At 46.1% G+C, this 14,841-nt stretch carries 13 protein-coding genes; 5 read left to right on the top strand and 8 right to left on the bottom strand.

What is annotated here, in order from left to right; translation table 11 throughout:
• Positions 1-17 precede the first annotated feature (17 nt).
• On the top strand, positions 18-971 hold the full coding sequence (locus BLS03_RS10530) for a ParB/Srx family N-terminal domain-containing protein (RefSeq protein WP_093273306.1): 954 nt from the start codon (positions 18-20) through the stop codon (positions 969-971).
• Positions 972-1,093: 122 nt separating this feature from the next.
• Here the strand turns inward: BLS03_RS10530 and BLS03_RS25375 are convergent, their stop codons facing one another.
• Both BLS03_RS25375 and BLS03_RS10525 read right to left on the bottom strand, forming a co-directional pair.
• Positions 1,094-1,417: a hypothetical protein gene (locus BLS03_RS25375; protein ID WP_143015615.1), complete on the bottom strand. Its 324-nt coding sequence runs from the start codon at positions 1,415-1,417 to the stop codon at positions 1,094-1,096.
• A gap of 264 nt (positions 1,418-1,681) precedes the next feature.
• Positions 1,682-2,404 (bottom strand): SGNH/GDSL hydrolase family protein, encoded by a 723-nt coding sequence (locus BLS03_RS10525; RefSeq protein ID WP_093273301.1) that lies wholly within the window; start codon positions 2,402-2,404, stop codon positions 1,682-1,684.
• A gap of 226 nt (positions 2,405-2,630) precedes the next feature.
• Between BLS03_RS10525 and BLS03_RS10520 the strand changes: the two genes are divergently transcribed.
• The gene (locus BLS03_RS10520; RefSeq protein WP_093273298.1) at positions 2,631-3,599 is read left to right on the top strand and encodes a substrate-binding domain-containing protein; all 969 of its coding nucleotides are present in this window, start codon (positions 2,631-2,633) and stop codon (positions 3,597-3,599) included.
• 61 nt (positions 3,600-3,660) lie between these two features.
• On the opposite strand, the gene BLS03_RS10515 is transcribed toward BLS03_RS10520, so the two are convergent.
• Positions 3,661-5,595: a PhoX family protein gene (locus BLS03_RS10515; RefSeq protein ID WP_093273295.1), complete on the bottom strand. Its 1,935-nt coding sequence runs from the start codon at positions 5,593-5,595 to the stop codon at positions 3,661-3,663.
• A gap of 546 nt (positions 5,596-6,141) precedes the next feature.
• Between BLS03_RS10515 and sbmA the strand changes: the two genes are divergently transcribed.
• The gene (gene sbmA / locus BLS03_RS10510) at positions 6,142-7,437 is read left to right on the top strand and encodes a peptide antibiotic transporter SbmA (protein ID WP_093273293.1); all 1,296 of its coding nucleotides are present in this window, start codon (positions 6,142-6,144) and stop codon (positions 7,435-7,437) included.
• A gap of 83 nt (positions 7,438-7,520) precedes the next feature.
• On the opposite strand, the gene BLS03_RS10505 is transcribed toward sbmA, so the two are convergent.
• Positions 7,521-9,437, bottom strand: coding sequence for a methyl-accepting chemotaxis protein (locus tag BLS03_RS10505; protein WP_093273605.1), 1,917 nt, complete (start codon positions 9,435-9,437; stop codon positions 7,521-7,523).
• 183 nt (positions 9,438-9,620) lie between these two features.
• A complete protein-coding gene (locus BLS03_RS25650; RefSeq protein ID WP_176765577.1) occupies positions 9,621-11,423 on the bottom strand; it encodes a family 43 glycosylhydrolase in 1,803 nt (600 codons plus the stop codon).
• Positions 11,424-11,862: 439 nt separating this feature from the next.
• Between BLS03_RS25650 and BLS03_RS10495 the strand changes: the two genes are divergently transcribed.
• Entirely contained in the window at positions 11,863-12,066 is a 204-nt protein-coding gene (locus BLS03_RS10495; RefSeq protein WP_093273290.1) for a hypothetical protein, read from the top strand.
• The gene (locus BLS03_RS10490; RefSeq protein WP_093273288.1) at positions 12,056-13,018 is read left to right on the top strand and encodes a DMT family transporter; all 963 of its coding nucleotides are present in this window, start codon (positions 12,056-12,058) and stop codon (positions 13,016-13,018) included. The genes BLS03_RS10495 and BLS03_RS10490 overlap by 11 nt, the downstream gene beginning before the upstream one ends.
• 91 nt (positions 13,019-13,109) lie before the next feature.
• Here the strand turns inward: BLS03_RS10490 and BLS03_RS10485 are convergent, their stop codons facing one another.
• The 3 genes from BLS03_RS10485 to BLS03_RS10475 all read right to left on the bottom strand — a co-directional run.
• The gene (locus BLS03_RS10485; protein ID WP_093273285.1) at positions 13,110-13,607 is read right to left on the bottom strand and encodes a NanQ anomerase/TabA/YiaL family protein; all 498 of its coding nucleotides are present in this window, start codon (positions 13,605-13,607) and stop codon (positions 13,110-13,112) included.
• 244 nt (positions 13,608-13,851) lie between these two features.
• Positions 13,852-14,268, bottom strand: a complete 417-nt coding sequence (locus tag BLS03_RS10480; RefSeq protein ID WP_093273283.1) for a MarR family winged helix-turn-helix transcriptional regulator — start codon at positions 14,266-14,268, stop codon at positions 13,852-13,854.
• A 3-nt stretch (positions 14,269-14,271) separates the two neighbouring features.
• Positions 14,272-14,841 (bottom strand): cation diffusion facilitator family transporter (locus BLS03_RS10475; protein ID WP_143015614.1); only part of this gene is annotated, 570 nt, incomplete at its 5' end.

Raw genomic sequence — 14,841 nt, 5'->3', positions numbered from 1 at the left:
TTAATAGGAAAAATATCATGCAATTCAAAACGCTAGTTTCAAGCGTCTCAACACTGTTGATTAGCTCAAGCCTGATTTTGGCATCCAACCTGGCGTTGACACTCAATCTCGCCAACGCAGAATCACTGCACGCGGGCAGCGTCACTGAGGTTGAGCTTAAACAGCTTCACCCAACCCAAACAAGTGTTGGCTTTGACCAAATCTACTACAAGCTTGGCCGTTATCGACAAGATCCTGAAAAACAGTTCGATGAAATCTGCGAGGCGAACGGTCAAAAAGGCATTAAACACTTCGAGCCAGCTAGTTCTAAGCCAAACGATGCAAGCAGTTATGAATGTAAAGAGCCGGTTGGCAGTCGCACTGAAGATATGAAAACCATCGTCATTGCACCGAATGGCGATTATTACCTCACCGATGGGCACCACACCTTTAACACCTTCTGGCAGATGGCTGGCGGCGGCGAAGATTTCAAAATCCACGTTGTCGTGGCAAAAGATTATCGCGGCCTTAACTCAATGGATGCGTTTTGGGGCGCAATGCAAGTCGATGGTAATACTTGGCTTGAGAATAACAAAGGCGAAGAAATTACCGCCGATGCCCTACCCACCTCGCTGGGTTTAAGCCATTTTGAAAACGATCAATTCCGTGCACTGATGTATTTCACCCGCGATGTTGGTTGGGAAAAGCCACACTCTCCAGTACCATTTTTGGAGTTTTACTGGGCTCGAGAGCTTCGCAAACAAATTGACCTTAGCAAATACAACCTTCATGGCAAGCAAGGTTACCGCCAAGCGATCATCGATATCAGTAACGCGATTATCGACACCGACAGCGACAATATCGGCGGTTCGGGTAAATCGGCCAAGCAAATGGGCCAACTCGATGAATTTAATGAAAAGGCGTTTAAGAAGTTATTTAAAGAAGGCAAAGGTAAAGTGCTGTATATGCTCGATTTCAAGAAGGTGTTGTAACACATCTGAAAAGCATTTCAGCACTTAAATGAGCCCCAAGAAACGATGCGCCGGCTATCATTCTTCTCACAGCGAGCGCATCGGTTGTTTTTGGCTAGGCATTAAGCGTTAGGCGATTAATGTTATTCATTTGGGCCAAAGTTTTCATCGTCTGCCGAATGTTCGCCATAGTTTCTTGGTGGTGACGTAAACAACAAAATTAATGAAGAGACAAATCCCACCATACACACCCAAGTCGTCCAAGCGGGTAAAATGAATGTCACTCCACCTAGTAAAAAATAAAATGTTGGCGCACGTAAGGTAACATCAATTAGAAATGCTTTGGGATGATGTTTTATCCATTGCCAAGACGATTTGATCGGTTGACCTAAGAAGGGATAGCCAATATAGCAAAGATGGATAGCGGTTGTGAGTAGTAGGAAATTCGTCATTAAACTAATCATCATCAATTCTCTACATAAATTTGAGCAATGACTTTAACGGGCGACGTATGATCTCATTTTATTAAGCGATTAGGTGGTGTCGCATAGACTCGAAATAGCGTTAATTCATAGCAAAATAAATTGAATGCACGGATTTGTCTAATAAGTGAATAAGATGATTGATTACTTTAACCTGATCGAAACCCAATCGAGCTGGCGGCAACCCGATAAAAATGGTGCACATCGTTAAGATATGCGCCATTAAAATACATCAATATGAAATATTATTTACTTCTCATATTGAAGTTCGTTGTTTAATAACACCGGCTTGAGGGTATCGCGCCATACAATATAACCAGCACGCTGCATGTGAATCATATCTTCTTTGAACAGTTCGCGGCGCGGCTTACCATCTTCGCCAAACATTGGCGTCGCCACATCAACGTATGTCAGTAACGGATTATTTTCCGCCCTTTGCTTAAGTAGCTCATTAGTGGCTTGAATTTTTGGCCAGTGAGAACTTCTAGCAACACTGGATTTAATCGACATCACATAGATACGACAGTCGGGAAGTGAGGCATGAATTTTAGCCACGAACTTATCAAACGTATCTACAATTCGCGCAGGCCCAACTTTTTGCGCAATGTCATTATCGCCTTCATATAACACCACGGCGCGCGGCTTGTAAGCCAGCACAATGCGGTCGGCATAATGCAAAGCATCGTTCATATTACTGCCACCAAACCCGCGAGGTATCACGCTAAGCGGCGCCATATCATCACGCACAGTACCACTCCAATAGCCAATACTTGAACTGCCAATAAACACTATCGCCCCTTGCGGTGATGGATTGGCTTGTTCACGCTTTTCAAAACGTACGATCTCTTGTTCATAGCGATCGTTCGGACCATAAGCAAGCCCTTGTTCACGACTAAAATCTTGCGCCGCACTCAATCCACTTACCAATGTAAGTAGTGCAGCAAGACACATTTTTGAATGAAACATTTTCATCACAACATTCTTTTATCCATGGGGGAATCTTCATGGTAATCAACAACGAAGACCGATAAGTAAGAATCGAGTCATATCTTTGTAGCTTCACTAAACGCCGACTTATCGAATATCGAATTTACAGCATGAGAGAACAAAAAATTTGCACTGCAGTATTGCGAGATGAACTATAGTTTAGAAAGCTATTCGCATAGTTTAAACAATAACATAGAGCGAGATATTCGACATGAAACTAGGTATTTGGGGCGGGTTAGTCGGCTTAGGAGTGATGCTTTGTTCAGCGCCCGACACTCTCGCTCAAGGGTTGACGTTTGGCATCGTCGGAAAAACCAAAAACGACATTAATTTTGAAAGAGCATGGCAAGGCTGCTTACATGCAGCTGAAAAAGATGGTAATCAATGTGTCTTTATTGGCGCGCTCGGCTCTGCCAACCCTCGCTCTCAAGTCGTTGCAATCAAAGAAGCACTCGCGAGCCAACACTTTGATGCTCTTGCCATTTCGGTTACGAAATCCGATTATGTCGCGGAAGCCCTCAAAGACGTCCAAGTTCCTATCATCACTTTCGACTCCCCATTTGAAGAGCAAGACCGCGGCTTAAGCCGGGGTTATGTCGGCATCGACAATCAAGAAGTGGGCGAGCATTTGGCTGAAATTGCCAAGCAGCTTTATCCTCAAGGTGCTCACATTTGTTTAATGACGGCCGCGAACGAATCCAACCTCGACATGAGGATGATCGGTATTCGTAGTACGCTCAGCCAAGATGATAGTTTTGCCATCGACCAAAAGTTAGACGGTGAGCATGGTTGGTATGAATGTTCTCGCTCACCTTGGAACACCGCTGACAGTATTGCCAGAACCATGGATGAGTTGTCTTTTACACTTGAAGAGATCAAGCCTGATGCTCTGCTTTCTACTGGGCACTGGCCCATCGCGAATATCAGTCAGTTCTACCGTACCATTGCACCATTTCGTGACGACCTCACCTCAGGCCAAACCAAACTTTTGGTTGTGGTGGGCGAAGTGGAAGGCATTGACGAGTTACTTGAACAAAAGCTGGTCCACGGATATGTCAAAATCAATTTCGCGGATATCGGGGTACTGAGCTACAAAATTATGCTCGCTATTGCGGAAAATCGTGCCATTCCTAGCGTTTCATATATTCAGAACTTCACGACTCGTTATGTAGGACCTTGAGCTCTAATTTGTTACGAAAAGGGTAGCCAAATGACTGCCCTTTTTCCATTGAAACGGTAAATTACGCCAATTTCGGCATACCAGTAATATAGCCGACTGTCGAACCATAACGATCTTTATAGTTGGCGCGAACATAAGGGTCCAAAACATCTTTGACTTTGTCATGAAGCGGGCTTTCCCAATCGCCGGGATGCTGCGCGTTACTCATAATGTAAGTCCAGCCATTGATCTCATCGACCGCATGCAAACCGGTTGACTCAGCGCCAGCTGCGCAAGACATCACTCGCGATAGCTCTCCGCTATCAACATTGTATGCCCAAAGGAAGTTATTAACGTGATTCCCACTGTCTTCTCCAATAAATAAAGTACGCAGTTTTTCCGAGAACTTGATGTTATCAGGATTGGCGATGCGATCAGCATGCGCTGTATTACCGAGTGCATCTGGCGCTTTCAAGTCTTGGCCAACTAGATTGTACGGTGCATGCATATGCACTGACACCCATTCACTGTCAATCACATTTCCATCACTGTCTTTTTGCACGCCAGTAAGAGAGTGCTCATACACAGCGCCGGCTTTTGGCCCTTCAACGTGAATATCAGTGCTACCATCGGTCATACTTTTATAGATATACGACATGGCCGAATAGGCTTTTTTGTCGGCAACATTGACGGTAGTGCCTTCCATTTTGGTAAATCCCAGTGAGCCGCCAACCAGCGCAGCAAAACGGTGAGTCTCCAAAAATGCCGCGGCCTTTTCCATCCCAGGCTTGAGTTTCACCCAGTTATCGCTACCGCTGTAACGAATGTGACTAAAGCTGGCATCATTAGGGTTCTCTGTGCGTATATCCATGATATCGGAAGCTTTAATACCGCCATCGACCAATGCTTTGATTTCATTGCTATTGGCTTCACCAAGTTTGATCCAGCTAATGTCACCCGCGCCTGCCCCTTTTGACGAAGTCTGGCTCCACTTAGCAACGTAAAGTTTGCCCGACGAAAGATCGCGTTTGTTGTCAGCAATAAACATGAACAAGCCACCATTGGTTGCGTCATCCCCCATCAATACGGTGCGCTCATCCGGCATCACTTGAACTAATTCGTGCGAAATGCGCCCAACACAATAATGTTTTTCGATGCTTGCGGTGCCATCTTTATTGACCGTCACTTCTGGTAAATGACCGTAGTTATATGGTGTGGCATGGTTTTCATCACCAAACAAGTTTTTGCTGTACGCTTTGAACTGATCGTTCGCCAAATCCGATGCATCCGGTTCATACTCTTCGCTTGAAAGATGTGTTCCCCACGGGGAGAGACTAGCGCCGCAGGTGATCCACAAACCGCCGACACTCGAAGTATCCACATTATGGTATTTCACCAGTTTGAGCTCACCGGTTTGCGGATTTTGATCGAGCGTAAGCACCGCAATCGGCGATGGCAAACGGCCATACATATCTTCCTCGGCACCATTTCGCGTGGTGTATTCAAACTGCACCACCGCGAATACTGGGTTACCATACACACCGTCGACGTGTGCGCCATCAACCGTTAATAAGCTGCTGCCGTCTGGACAATCAGAGAAGAACTGACGATTGTTTGCGGTACTATCTAAAATCGGCTGATTGTGAATATCATAGTAACCGCCTGCGACTACAGTATTACCATTGCCATCAGGTACCTTATCCCCTGTGATGAAAAATGGTTTGTATGCGAGTGCCACTTGGCGACTCGAACCATCACTGAGTTTGAGTTCCAATGCGGAATTAATTGTGGTGGTCGACATTGCACTTGGATTATCCAAACTTGGTGCATCCATTGATACAAAGCGAATAAAGTCCAATGTGGCATTGCTAGCCGCTAGCGACTCCGAACTAAACAGTGACCCAATCACACCACCGGTTAAAGGCAGCAGTGGCGCACCCGCTAAAAATTGCAGCATTCTGCGCCGCTCATTATCTATATCTTGTGAGTATTCATTAACTTGAGAAGGTTGAGACATTGCTTTGCTCCTTGCATAACCATCGTTCATCGCACTCGTGAGAGGCTTGGTCACTGCGAAATGATTGTCTAAGCCGAGTTGCTGACGCGGTTATTCATTTGCTAGTTATGTTGATGTATTCAAATAATCTAACAACGCAATGTGAACCATATCTGACATAAATATGAACGCATTCTTTACAATGATATAAAATATGAAAATTGTATCTTATTGAATTACCAATCTTTTACAGAGAAAAGCCGCGCTGCATATCATCAGCGCCATTGTGAGACTGTGCTCAACCTTGTCGACCGCGTAACGTAGACACTTTCTTACATCGCCAACTGCTACTATGATGAAATTACTCAATAATTCACTGTGTACTGAGTGATGACATTCGCTCAGCCACAGTGAATTTTTATTGGCTTTAATTGTCGAAGTGACAGATCGTTATTTAAAAATGGGCTGGAAGCCCAACCGCGTTGCTCGCTTTGGCGCCTCAACGCAAGTATCCACTCAATGATGCGCCCGCACGTGACGCGGCGTTAGAAAACAAGGTGTTTTATAGTGTTTGATTCATTTTTTCCAAAACCTAAGCTGTTTTTCTTCAGCTTTGCTCTCTGGTCACTGCTGTGTGTGGTCGGTTGGTACACTCAAGTACACGATCTTGGCCCCAGCTTAAGCTTGGCGAGTTGGTTTGGTATTCACTATCCAGAGGCGCTGGCAGCGGATGCCAAACCTGCGGCAATGGCACAATTTCAATCGGCCCAAGAAACGGCCAGCAATGCTTGGCTCTACCAATATATGGTGGTGTGTTACCTGCTGTTTATTGGTACATGGCTTAAAATCGGCGGTCAAAAATGGGCCAAATGGTCAGTGGCAGGCTCCGCGCTAATCGTGTTTATTACTTGGTTTCAAGTCGAAGTCAGCGTCATGCTTAATGAGTGGTACGGCGATTTCTACAACCTGATTCAAAAAGCGTTGTCAGCGCCAAACAGTATTACTTTAAGCGAGTTCTATTCCGAACTTTCGACCGTCATGATCATTCTGATGGTCGCGATTACCGTGGCAGTGTGTAACTCGTTTTTCGTCAGCCACTATGTATTCCGCTGGCGCACGGCGATGACCGATTACTACACCTCCAAATGGCAGCACGTTCGTCATATTGAAGGTGCGTCACAGCGTATTCAAGAAGACACCATGCGTTTCGCATCGATCATGGAAAGCCTTGGGGTAAGTTTTCTCAACTCAGTGATGACCCTACTCGCTTTTCTACCCATTTTATGGGGTTTGTCAGAGCACGTAAAATCAATTCCGATTGTTGGAGAAGTGCCACAAGCCCTAGTGTTCGTTGCGATTTTGTGGTCAATTTTCGGCACCATGTTATTGGCCGCTGCGGGGATCAAATTGCCTGGGTTGGAATTTAAAAATCAGAAAGTCGAAGCGGCCTATCGTAAAGAGTTGGTTTATGGTGAAGACCACGAAGATCGCGCCGAACCGATCACCTTGGCGACACTATTTAATAACGTTCGCAACAACTATTTCCGCCTCTACCTGCACTACGTGTACTTCAATATTGTTCGTTATGGCTATCTGCAGTTTGGCGCTTTTGTGCCTATGATCGCGCTGGCACCATCCATCGTGGCGGGGGCATTTACTCTTGGAATGATGCAGAGAATTATGAATGCGTTTAATCAGGTCGAAAATTCATTCCAATACCTAGTCAACTCTTGGACCACGATTGTTGAACTGCTATCGATTTACAAACGTCTTAAAGGCTTTGAGCAAGCGGTCAACCAAGCAGAGTTGGAGTACTTGCAAACAGAACACCTGCAAGCCGAACAAGCCAACGAAGTAAGCTAAAGACAAATACCCGTTATAAAAACACCGAGCCTAAGCTCGGTGTTTTTTCACAAAAGATGAAAAGTTGAAGACAGATTAAAATATTAAAGCTTAAAACGTCCGACGATGCGCACCAGCTTGTCATTAACACTCGCAATGTTGTCCATATCACTCAGTGCACGTCGACCGTTAGAATCCAGTTCGCCAACAATATCGTTAAGCGCGGCCATATTACGACTGAGCTCTTGCGTAACACTGCTTTGCTCTTCTGCCGCGGTGGCGATTTGCGCGCTTAGCGTATTAATTTCTGCCACATAGGTGGTCATGGTTTCTAAACTTTCACCTACCTCACCCGAACCGTCTGCAGTTTCTTGGCAGCGCTGCTTGGTGTTTTCCATCGATTCCACCACCACTTGCGTACCTTTAAGCAGTTTCGACAGCGCGTCTTCGACCTCTTCGGTACTGGACTTGGTGCGGCTAGCAAGATTACGCACTTCGTCCGCCACCACGGCAAAACCGCGGCCTTGCTCACCCGCGCGCGCCGCTTCAATCGCCGCGTTCAATGCCAATAAGTTGGTTTGCTCGGCGATATCACCAATCACGCTGAGAACTTTGTTGATCTCTTGGGTTTCTTGACTCATTCGGTTGACGTTGTCTGCCGCCGATTCCACATCTTTAATCAATGCCGACACAGTGTTTTGCGACTGGCGCAGTGTGGTGACTGATTGGACGCTGGTGGTATCCGCTTGCTGCGTGATGCCAGCAGTATTCGCTGCATCGGTTGCCATAGAGTTGGCGGTGGCGTTCATCTCTTCAATCGCTGCAACAATCTGTTCGGTTTCTGAAACGTGACTTTGCAAGATAGCGGCATTGCTTTGCGACTGATTTTTAAGCTGCGCTACGTTGGTTTGCAGCACATTGGAGCTCTCTTGAATCTCCTTTAGCATCACTTGTAAACCAGCAATAAATTTATTCACGCCACTTGCGATGGTGCCGAGTTCATCATTAGTGGTGATAGTCAAACGCTGGGTTAAATCGCCATCACCACTGGCTAAATCTTGAATGGTGCGATTAAGTGATAAGATTGGGCGATACAAAACCTGAATCAGCAAATAGGCGACAATTACGCTAACCAGCATTGCCACCAGCGCAATAATAATCGCGGATCTCTTCTTAGTGTCTAACATCGCAAACGCGACGGAGGTATCTAAACCGATTGCAAAATACCAGTTCTTATCTGCCACCTTGATACGATGCGAAAACAAGATTTTATCTACCCCGTTAAGTTCGTAATGAACGTAGGTACTTTCATTGTTTATCGCTTGAGTGATTGCTTTATTGAACCAAGGGTAATCGACCCCCTTATCACCAACCTTGACCGCATCAGACGTAGAGGCCAAAACAGTACTATCCTGATTAACGATTAGCGCGACAGAACCAACAATATCTGTCGAGTCTTTAACCAATTTGGTTAAAAAATCCAACTTCATGTCGGCACCCATCATGCCTTGCTTGACCTTTTGCACAATGCTGATCCAGTAGATTTTCGAGTTGCTCTCATCAGGGTATGGGTCGGTCACGGAAGGGGTTACAGCGCGGCGACCATCTTGATAGTAGCTCTGCTCGCGAATATCGCCGTTAAATTTATGATTCGGCCATGCCGAGGTTTCCTGGTTCCAATACGCATCGCCACTGTCTTCAAAACCAATAAAAGAACTGCCGGTATTGAGCGCGGTAGCCAAAACTTCAGTCAGCGCAATATAGTCTTTGGCGGTACTACCTGGAAAATCTTTATCTTTATAAAAATCCCCCAGCCCTTTTACACCACTGATTTTCTCACCAAGAAAGCTTTCAACCAGCTGAGCACGGCCTTTTATGTAATCCTGCCCAGAAGTAATAATTAGATCGTTAATTGAAGATTTCGTGTTGGAATAAGAGATAAAACTCGAGACTGAAACCGAGAGGCCAACCAATAAGATGACTGAAAGTAGTAACAGTCGCTTAAACCCAAGTTGCTTCATAAATGCACCGCCTTCCATGAAAAGTTAATCAAAGTATAGTGATGATTTTTCATATCGTTATGAATGTAGAGAAGAAACTGCTCAGCTTATTTGGCGATGGGAGTAGAAAAACGTAGCGCCTTGGTGGGAAGAAGAGAAATCAGCACCGCAGTTTGTAACAACTACGGTGCTGGTAACTAATGATTAGTCACTGATTTCATTAAAGGTTGCATCTGAAGTATCATCAATATCCGATTCAGGGTCGACACGTAACTGATAATACTGATGACGAATGTAGTAACCAGGATAGTTGTACGATTCATACGAAACCGCACTAGAGTCAGATAAACCTTCTTGACGATAGAAAGTTGCATCTTCGTCGAAGTCGTCACTGCCGTTGTCGTATTCCATATACAACACAAAGCCGCGATGGCGCAGGTAATACCCAGGACGAGTAATAGACGCAAAAGAAATACCGCTGCTATCAGCAAGCCCAGATTCAATTCTAAATTGGCTGCTGTCCAGTGGCGACGGCGACGATTCCATCCACACCCCATTGGCTCGATATGATAAGTAATAACCTTCATAAGAGACAGGTTCGATTTGTGTTGCTTCCGGTCTTAAAAACCACCACTGCTGCTGATAGCCGCCATTATTTGACCACTGCCCAACATTAGCGTCTTCATCCAGCAGAGCATCCGCTGTTTCAAGCAGCAGTTGGCTGTTGTAGTTGGTCACATCGTAAATTTCATCGTCATCCGACTGACTATCCAGTTGCCAATATTGATTGTCGCCATCGTAGTTCGCCCACAAAATTGCGCGCGCACCATTGGCAACCGAACCTTGGCTGATGTCGAGCACTTTGCCACTCTCTTGATGAGTAATTTGGTAGGTATCATCAAGAGTATGTGTCAAATCCCAGTGCTGGGTATCGTCATCGTCACACGTATGTTGAACAATCTGGGTGCCGTTTGAAGTCGCGCCATCGAGTGGCTGCAAACATTTGTCGCTTAAACGGTTTTTCAGTACATACTCGCCACCAAGTCCATCAACACCGACGCCGTCGGTGGTCGGAGTGACTTGCTGAATCGTGCCGTCATCATTGTAGTAGAGCCTATCCATTGCAACGCTACGACGATACTCTCCGCCATCGGGTAAATCCGCGTTGTGGTAAACCAGATACCAGTTATCGTGGTACTCAATGATCGACTGGTGGCTGGTTGGCGAGCTGACATCATCAGCATCCAGAATCATACCTTGATAGGTAAATGGCCCCATCGGATTATCCGCGGTCGAGTAGTAAATATTTTCCGGCCACCCTGCCGCATAAGAGAGATAATAGATGCCGTTGCGTTCATGCATATAAGGCGCTTCAGTAAAACTCGGCACTTGATCGGTGTCGATGTCGGTAATATCGCCATCGGTTTCAATCATATTGTCTTTGAGTTTGACCACCTTGATGATGCCATCGTCGGTGGCGTTACCCCAATAAAGGTAAGCTTGACCGTCATCGTCGATGAACACGGTTGGGTCGATATCGAGGGTTTCATTGGGCGTCATACTGTCGGTGATAAGCGCCGAGCCAATTGCATCAACAAACGGACCGGTTGGTGAATCTGAAACAGCCACGCCAATGCCAAACCAGCCATCGGTGTCGTCATTAACGGGGACGTACCAGTAGTATTTGTCATCTCGTTTGATCACTTGACCCGCCCAAGCATCGGCCGATGCCCAGCTAAAATCTTCCAGTGACAACACTTCGCCGTGATCGGTCCAGTTAACCAAGTCTTTAGATGAGAACACGTGCCAATCGTCCATCACATAGGCAGATTCGTCGGTGCCCGCTTCATCATGACCGGTATAAATGTATACGGTATCGTCATCGACGATCGCGGCAGGATCGGCAGTATAAATGTGTTTAATAATCGGGTTACTAGCCATGGCTAGCATCGGGGTTGCCAGCAGCACACTTGCCGCCAACACACTCAATTTCGAGTGAAGTTTCATTTGTTGTTTTCCTCTCATAGATGCCTTAATCGATGGATTTCATGGGGGAATGAAATCCACCGCTCTGCTTTTCAGGCACCCTGAGGTCGGTGTCGCCCCAATAAATTTGAACGGTGAAATACCACTACGCTGAGCCTAGGTGATGGCCTATTCACTGGCCATTATCTCGTCCTTGTTTCAGTCGCCATGATTCGCACTCCTTTAAACGAGCTAACGCACATTCTGTAATAGCAATGATACGATACGAACTGACTGCTACCCTTGGTCCCACGCCTGCAAGCGTGTTCACTTTAGCGTGTCAGACGCTACGCTCAAGCCGCGACCTTGCTATTTTTGCCCGCGTCTAATAAACACAATTTCTAACATCATCAAAGACATAAAGACGTGATATGAACATAATTTCAGATCACACTTTTGTACCGCTTGTACTGAGTCTTTAGTGATTGAGTCCAAAACCATTTCGACTACTCAAATCGTTAGGCAACAGAGCGATATTTGCGCAAAAAATGTGACCAATAGCGGCGAACAAGCAAGACAAACTCAGCGCTTTTCGCTACTATTCTCGCGCCTTATTGCCAGCTCTTGGCAGTATTTGATTGGATTGCGTCGCAAAGACCTTAAGGTAACGCTGTATGTCTCATGATTCTCACCCACTGTTTTCCAAGCCACTGATTGTGTACGCCTTAGCGATTTTATGTACTCTGCTGTGGGGCAGCGCCTATCCTGCAATCAAAACGGGTTACGCACTGCTGCAGATTGAAGCCCACGATGTGGCCTCACAAATGGTGTTTGCCGGCCAGCGCTTCTTTCTCGCCGGAATATTACTGTTGCTTTTAGCGCGATTACTTGGTCGTCATCGCGGTAATTTTAGCCGACAAAAAATGCGCCAAATCGCCATACTTGGTTTAACTCAAACCAGCTTGCAGTACATTTTCTTTTATATCGGCGTGGCGTTTGCCAGTGGTGTCAAAGCATCGATCATCAACGCAACCGGCACCTTCTTTAGCGTATTGCTGGCGCATTTCATTTACCAAAATGATCGCCTGACTCAACGCAAAGCACTCGGCTGTTTGGTGGGGTTTCTTGGCGTCTTCATCGTCAATTTCAACCATTCACTGCTGGATTTTCAGTTCAGTTTAGCGGGCGAAGGCTCGGTGATGTTGGCCGCGTTCATTCTTTCGGCGGCATCCATCTATGGCAAAAAAGTCTCGCAAGGTATTGATGCGATGTTGATGACCGCTTGGCAGTTGGCGATTGGTGGCTTAGCACTATTATTGATTGGGCTTGTCGCCGGTGGGCATTCTGGGCATTTCAGCTTAGCAAGCGTCACGCTACTTATTTACTTAGCGCTGCTGTCTTCTGCGGCATTTGCGATTTGGAGTGTGCTACTCAAATACAACTCGGTCGGTACCATCACCATTTTTAACTTTTTGATTCCGGTGTTTGGCAGTTTGCTTTCTGCGATCTTTCTTGGTGAGACCATATTGGAGTGGAAAAACTTAGTCGCCTTGGTATTGGTGTGCAGCGGTATTTATCTGGTCACCCGCCAAAAACGCATGCGCTCTGCCCAAGCCGATTCTGTGCTAGCCAAGTAAACTTCCATCCTCGTAAAAAACCATGATAAAAAATCCGCGCTTATCGTAAAGCGCGGATTTTTGTTTCTGTAAGATAAGCATAACGCTCGAATTAGCGATTCAGTAGCTCAGTTTTAAGCTTAACCACCACTTTACGTACCGCACTTGGCTCGCCAATCGCCAAGTTTGGCATATGGATAGTTTGTGGCGTGAACAAGTAGAAGTGCCCTAGTTTCATTTGGTTAATTTCAAGTGGCAGCTCTTGCTCTTTAATAAAGCAGATATCACGCTCAGCATCGTATTGATATTTGCTGTCCAGATCAGCGAGCTCACTGTCGCTGACACGAACCCAGCCAAATTGCTCTTCGCCAGAAACCAACAGTTGGATGTCTGTGTATTTGCGGTGAAATTCAGGGCCAACACTGCTCTGCTTTGCGGTTTGATATTCCATCACAATGAAGAACGCGTCGTCTTCATCAATCCCTTCAAATGAGTACTTACCCAATTCAAGATTTGCAAGATTCAGCGCTTTGAGTTGCTCTAACATCGCAACCACTTTTGGCGAAAATAGTAGGCTATTTTCTGAACTATCAAACTTACTCACCAACATGGTGAACGCTCCTTATGTGTCATCAAAATGTCTGCCTTGTTGACGTGCTCGGCAGTATGCTTCGAGAATAAAATAAAAAGCCGTTTCAACTCAAGTAAAACGAGTTAGTAAAGATGAAAAGTTTGTTATCGCTGCATATCACAGTTATGCCATGCACGAGCAAGCAATCTGCGCCAGTCGCGACTAACAAAAGCTCGGTAACGAGAACCTACCGAGCAAGGGATGAATCAAACAATGGCTGGGGTTAAAAAGCGCGTATCATTTTCTCTAAACAGCCGATAAGCTGAGCGGGCTGTTCACTGTTTAACTCTTGGGTCAACTCGTTGACCAGTTCCAAATGCAACTGATTGTGTTGACGATGTAAATTGAGGCCTTGCGCTGTCAAGCCTACTACGATCGCGCGGCGATCGTTTTCAGATGGCATCCGCTCGATAAGTTCGGCGCGCACAAGTTTGTCGATTTGCACCGTCAAAGTGCCAGTGGTGATGCCGAGCTTTTCCGCCAATTCTTTCATTCGCATTGCGCCGTGGCTGCCTAGCACTTCGATGGTATGAATCTGCGCCAGCGAGTAGCCGGTCTCTTTTACCACAGACTGCTCCCACGATGACATCTTGTCGTAGAACTCCGTTAGCAAGCGGTTTAATTTTTCTAACTCTGTCATAAGCTACTGATGATTAACCTCAATGGTAAGGTGATGAATCTTATCAAATTTCGCCAACATATGTTTATAATCCTCGGCGCTTTTATTAGAACTTGATACCAAAGTGATGGCGGAGGCATAGTGATCAGCACTCACCTTCCAAATATGGAAATCCACCACTTTAGCGTGAGGATTAAGTACATCCAATACCGATTGCTTGTAACTGTTGCTAATGCTGGCATCAAGCAATACTGGGCTGGTTTGTTTTAGTAGTCCCCAAGTCCACTTACCAATCACAACGGCGCCCACCATACCCATTAAAGCATCCAACCAGTTCCAACCTAGGTACTTACCGACAATCAAGGCGACAATGGCCAACACCGAGGTCAGTGCGTCAGCCAACACGTGCATGTAAGCAGCGCGCAAATTATGGTCTTGGTGACCATGAGCGTGACCGTGGTGATGGTCGTGGTGATGGTCGTGGTGATGGTCGTGGTCTTGGTCGTGGTCGTGGTCGTGGTCGTGGTCGTGGTCGTGGTCGTGGTCGTGGTCGTGGTCGTGGTCGTGGTCGTGGTCGTGGTCGTGGTCGTGGTC

Source organism: Vibrio xiamenensis (assembly GCF_900100015.1).
In the GTDB taxonomy this organism is placed as follows: Bacteria; Pseudomonadota; Gammaproteobacteria; order Enterobacterales; family Vibrionaceae; genus Vibrio; species Vibrio xiamenensis.
The sequence above is the reverse complement of the archived record's forward strand: the minus strand, read 5'-3'. Positions and strand labels throughout refer to the sequence as shown.

What these genes read in the sequence shown, in the direction of transcription:
- BLS03_RS10530 (WP_093273306.1), top strand. Translation starts at nt 18, where the DNA reads ATGCAATTCAAAACGCTAGTTTCAAGCGTCTCAACACTGTTGATTAGC.
- BLS03_RS25375 (WP_143015615.1), bottom strand. Translation starts at nt 1,417, where the DNA reads ATGATGATTAGTTTAATGACGAATTTCCTACTACTCACAACCGCTATC.
- BLS03_RS10525 (WP_093273301.1), bottom strand. Translation starts at nt 2,404, where the DNA reads ATGAAAATGTTTCATTCAAAAATGTGTCTTGCTGCACTACTTACATTG.
- BLS03_RS10520 (WP_093273298.1), top strand. Translation starts at nt 2,631, where the DNA reads ATGAAACTAGGTATTTGGGGCGGGTTAGTCGGCTTAGGAGTGATGCTT.
- BLS03_RS10515 (WP_093273295.1), bottom strand. Translation starts at nt 5,595, where the DNA reads ATGTCTCAACCTTCTCAAGTTAATGAATACTCACAAGATATAGATAAT.
- BLS03_RS10505 (WP_093273605.1), bottom strand. Translation starts at nt 9,437, where the DNA reads ATGAAGCAACTTGGGTTTAAGCGACTGTTACTACTTTCAGTCATCTTA.
- BLS03_RS25650 (WP_176765577.1), bottom strand. Translation starts at nt 11,423, where the DNA reads ATGAAACTTCACTCGAAATTGAGTGTGTTGGCGGCAAGTGTGCTGCTG.
- BLS03_RS10490 (WP_093273288.1), top strand. Translation starts at nt 12,056, where the DNA reads ATGTCTCATGATTCTCACCCACTGTTTTCCAAGCCACTGATTGTGTAC.
- BLS03_RS10485 (WP_093273285.1), bottom strand. Translation starts at nt 13,607, where the DNA reads ATGTTGGTGAGTAAGTTTGATAGTTCAGAAAATAGCCTACTATTTTCG.
- BLS03_RS10480 (WP_093273283.1), bottom strand. Translation starts at nt 14,268, where the DNA reads ATGACAGAGTTAGAAAAATTAAACCGCTTGCTAACGGAGTTCTACGAC.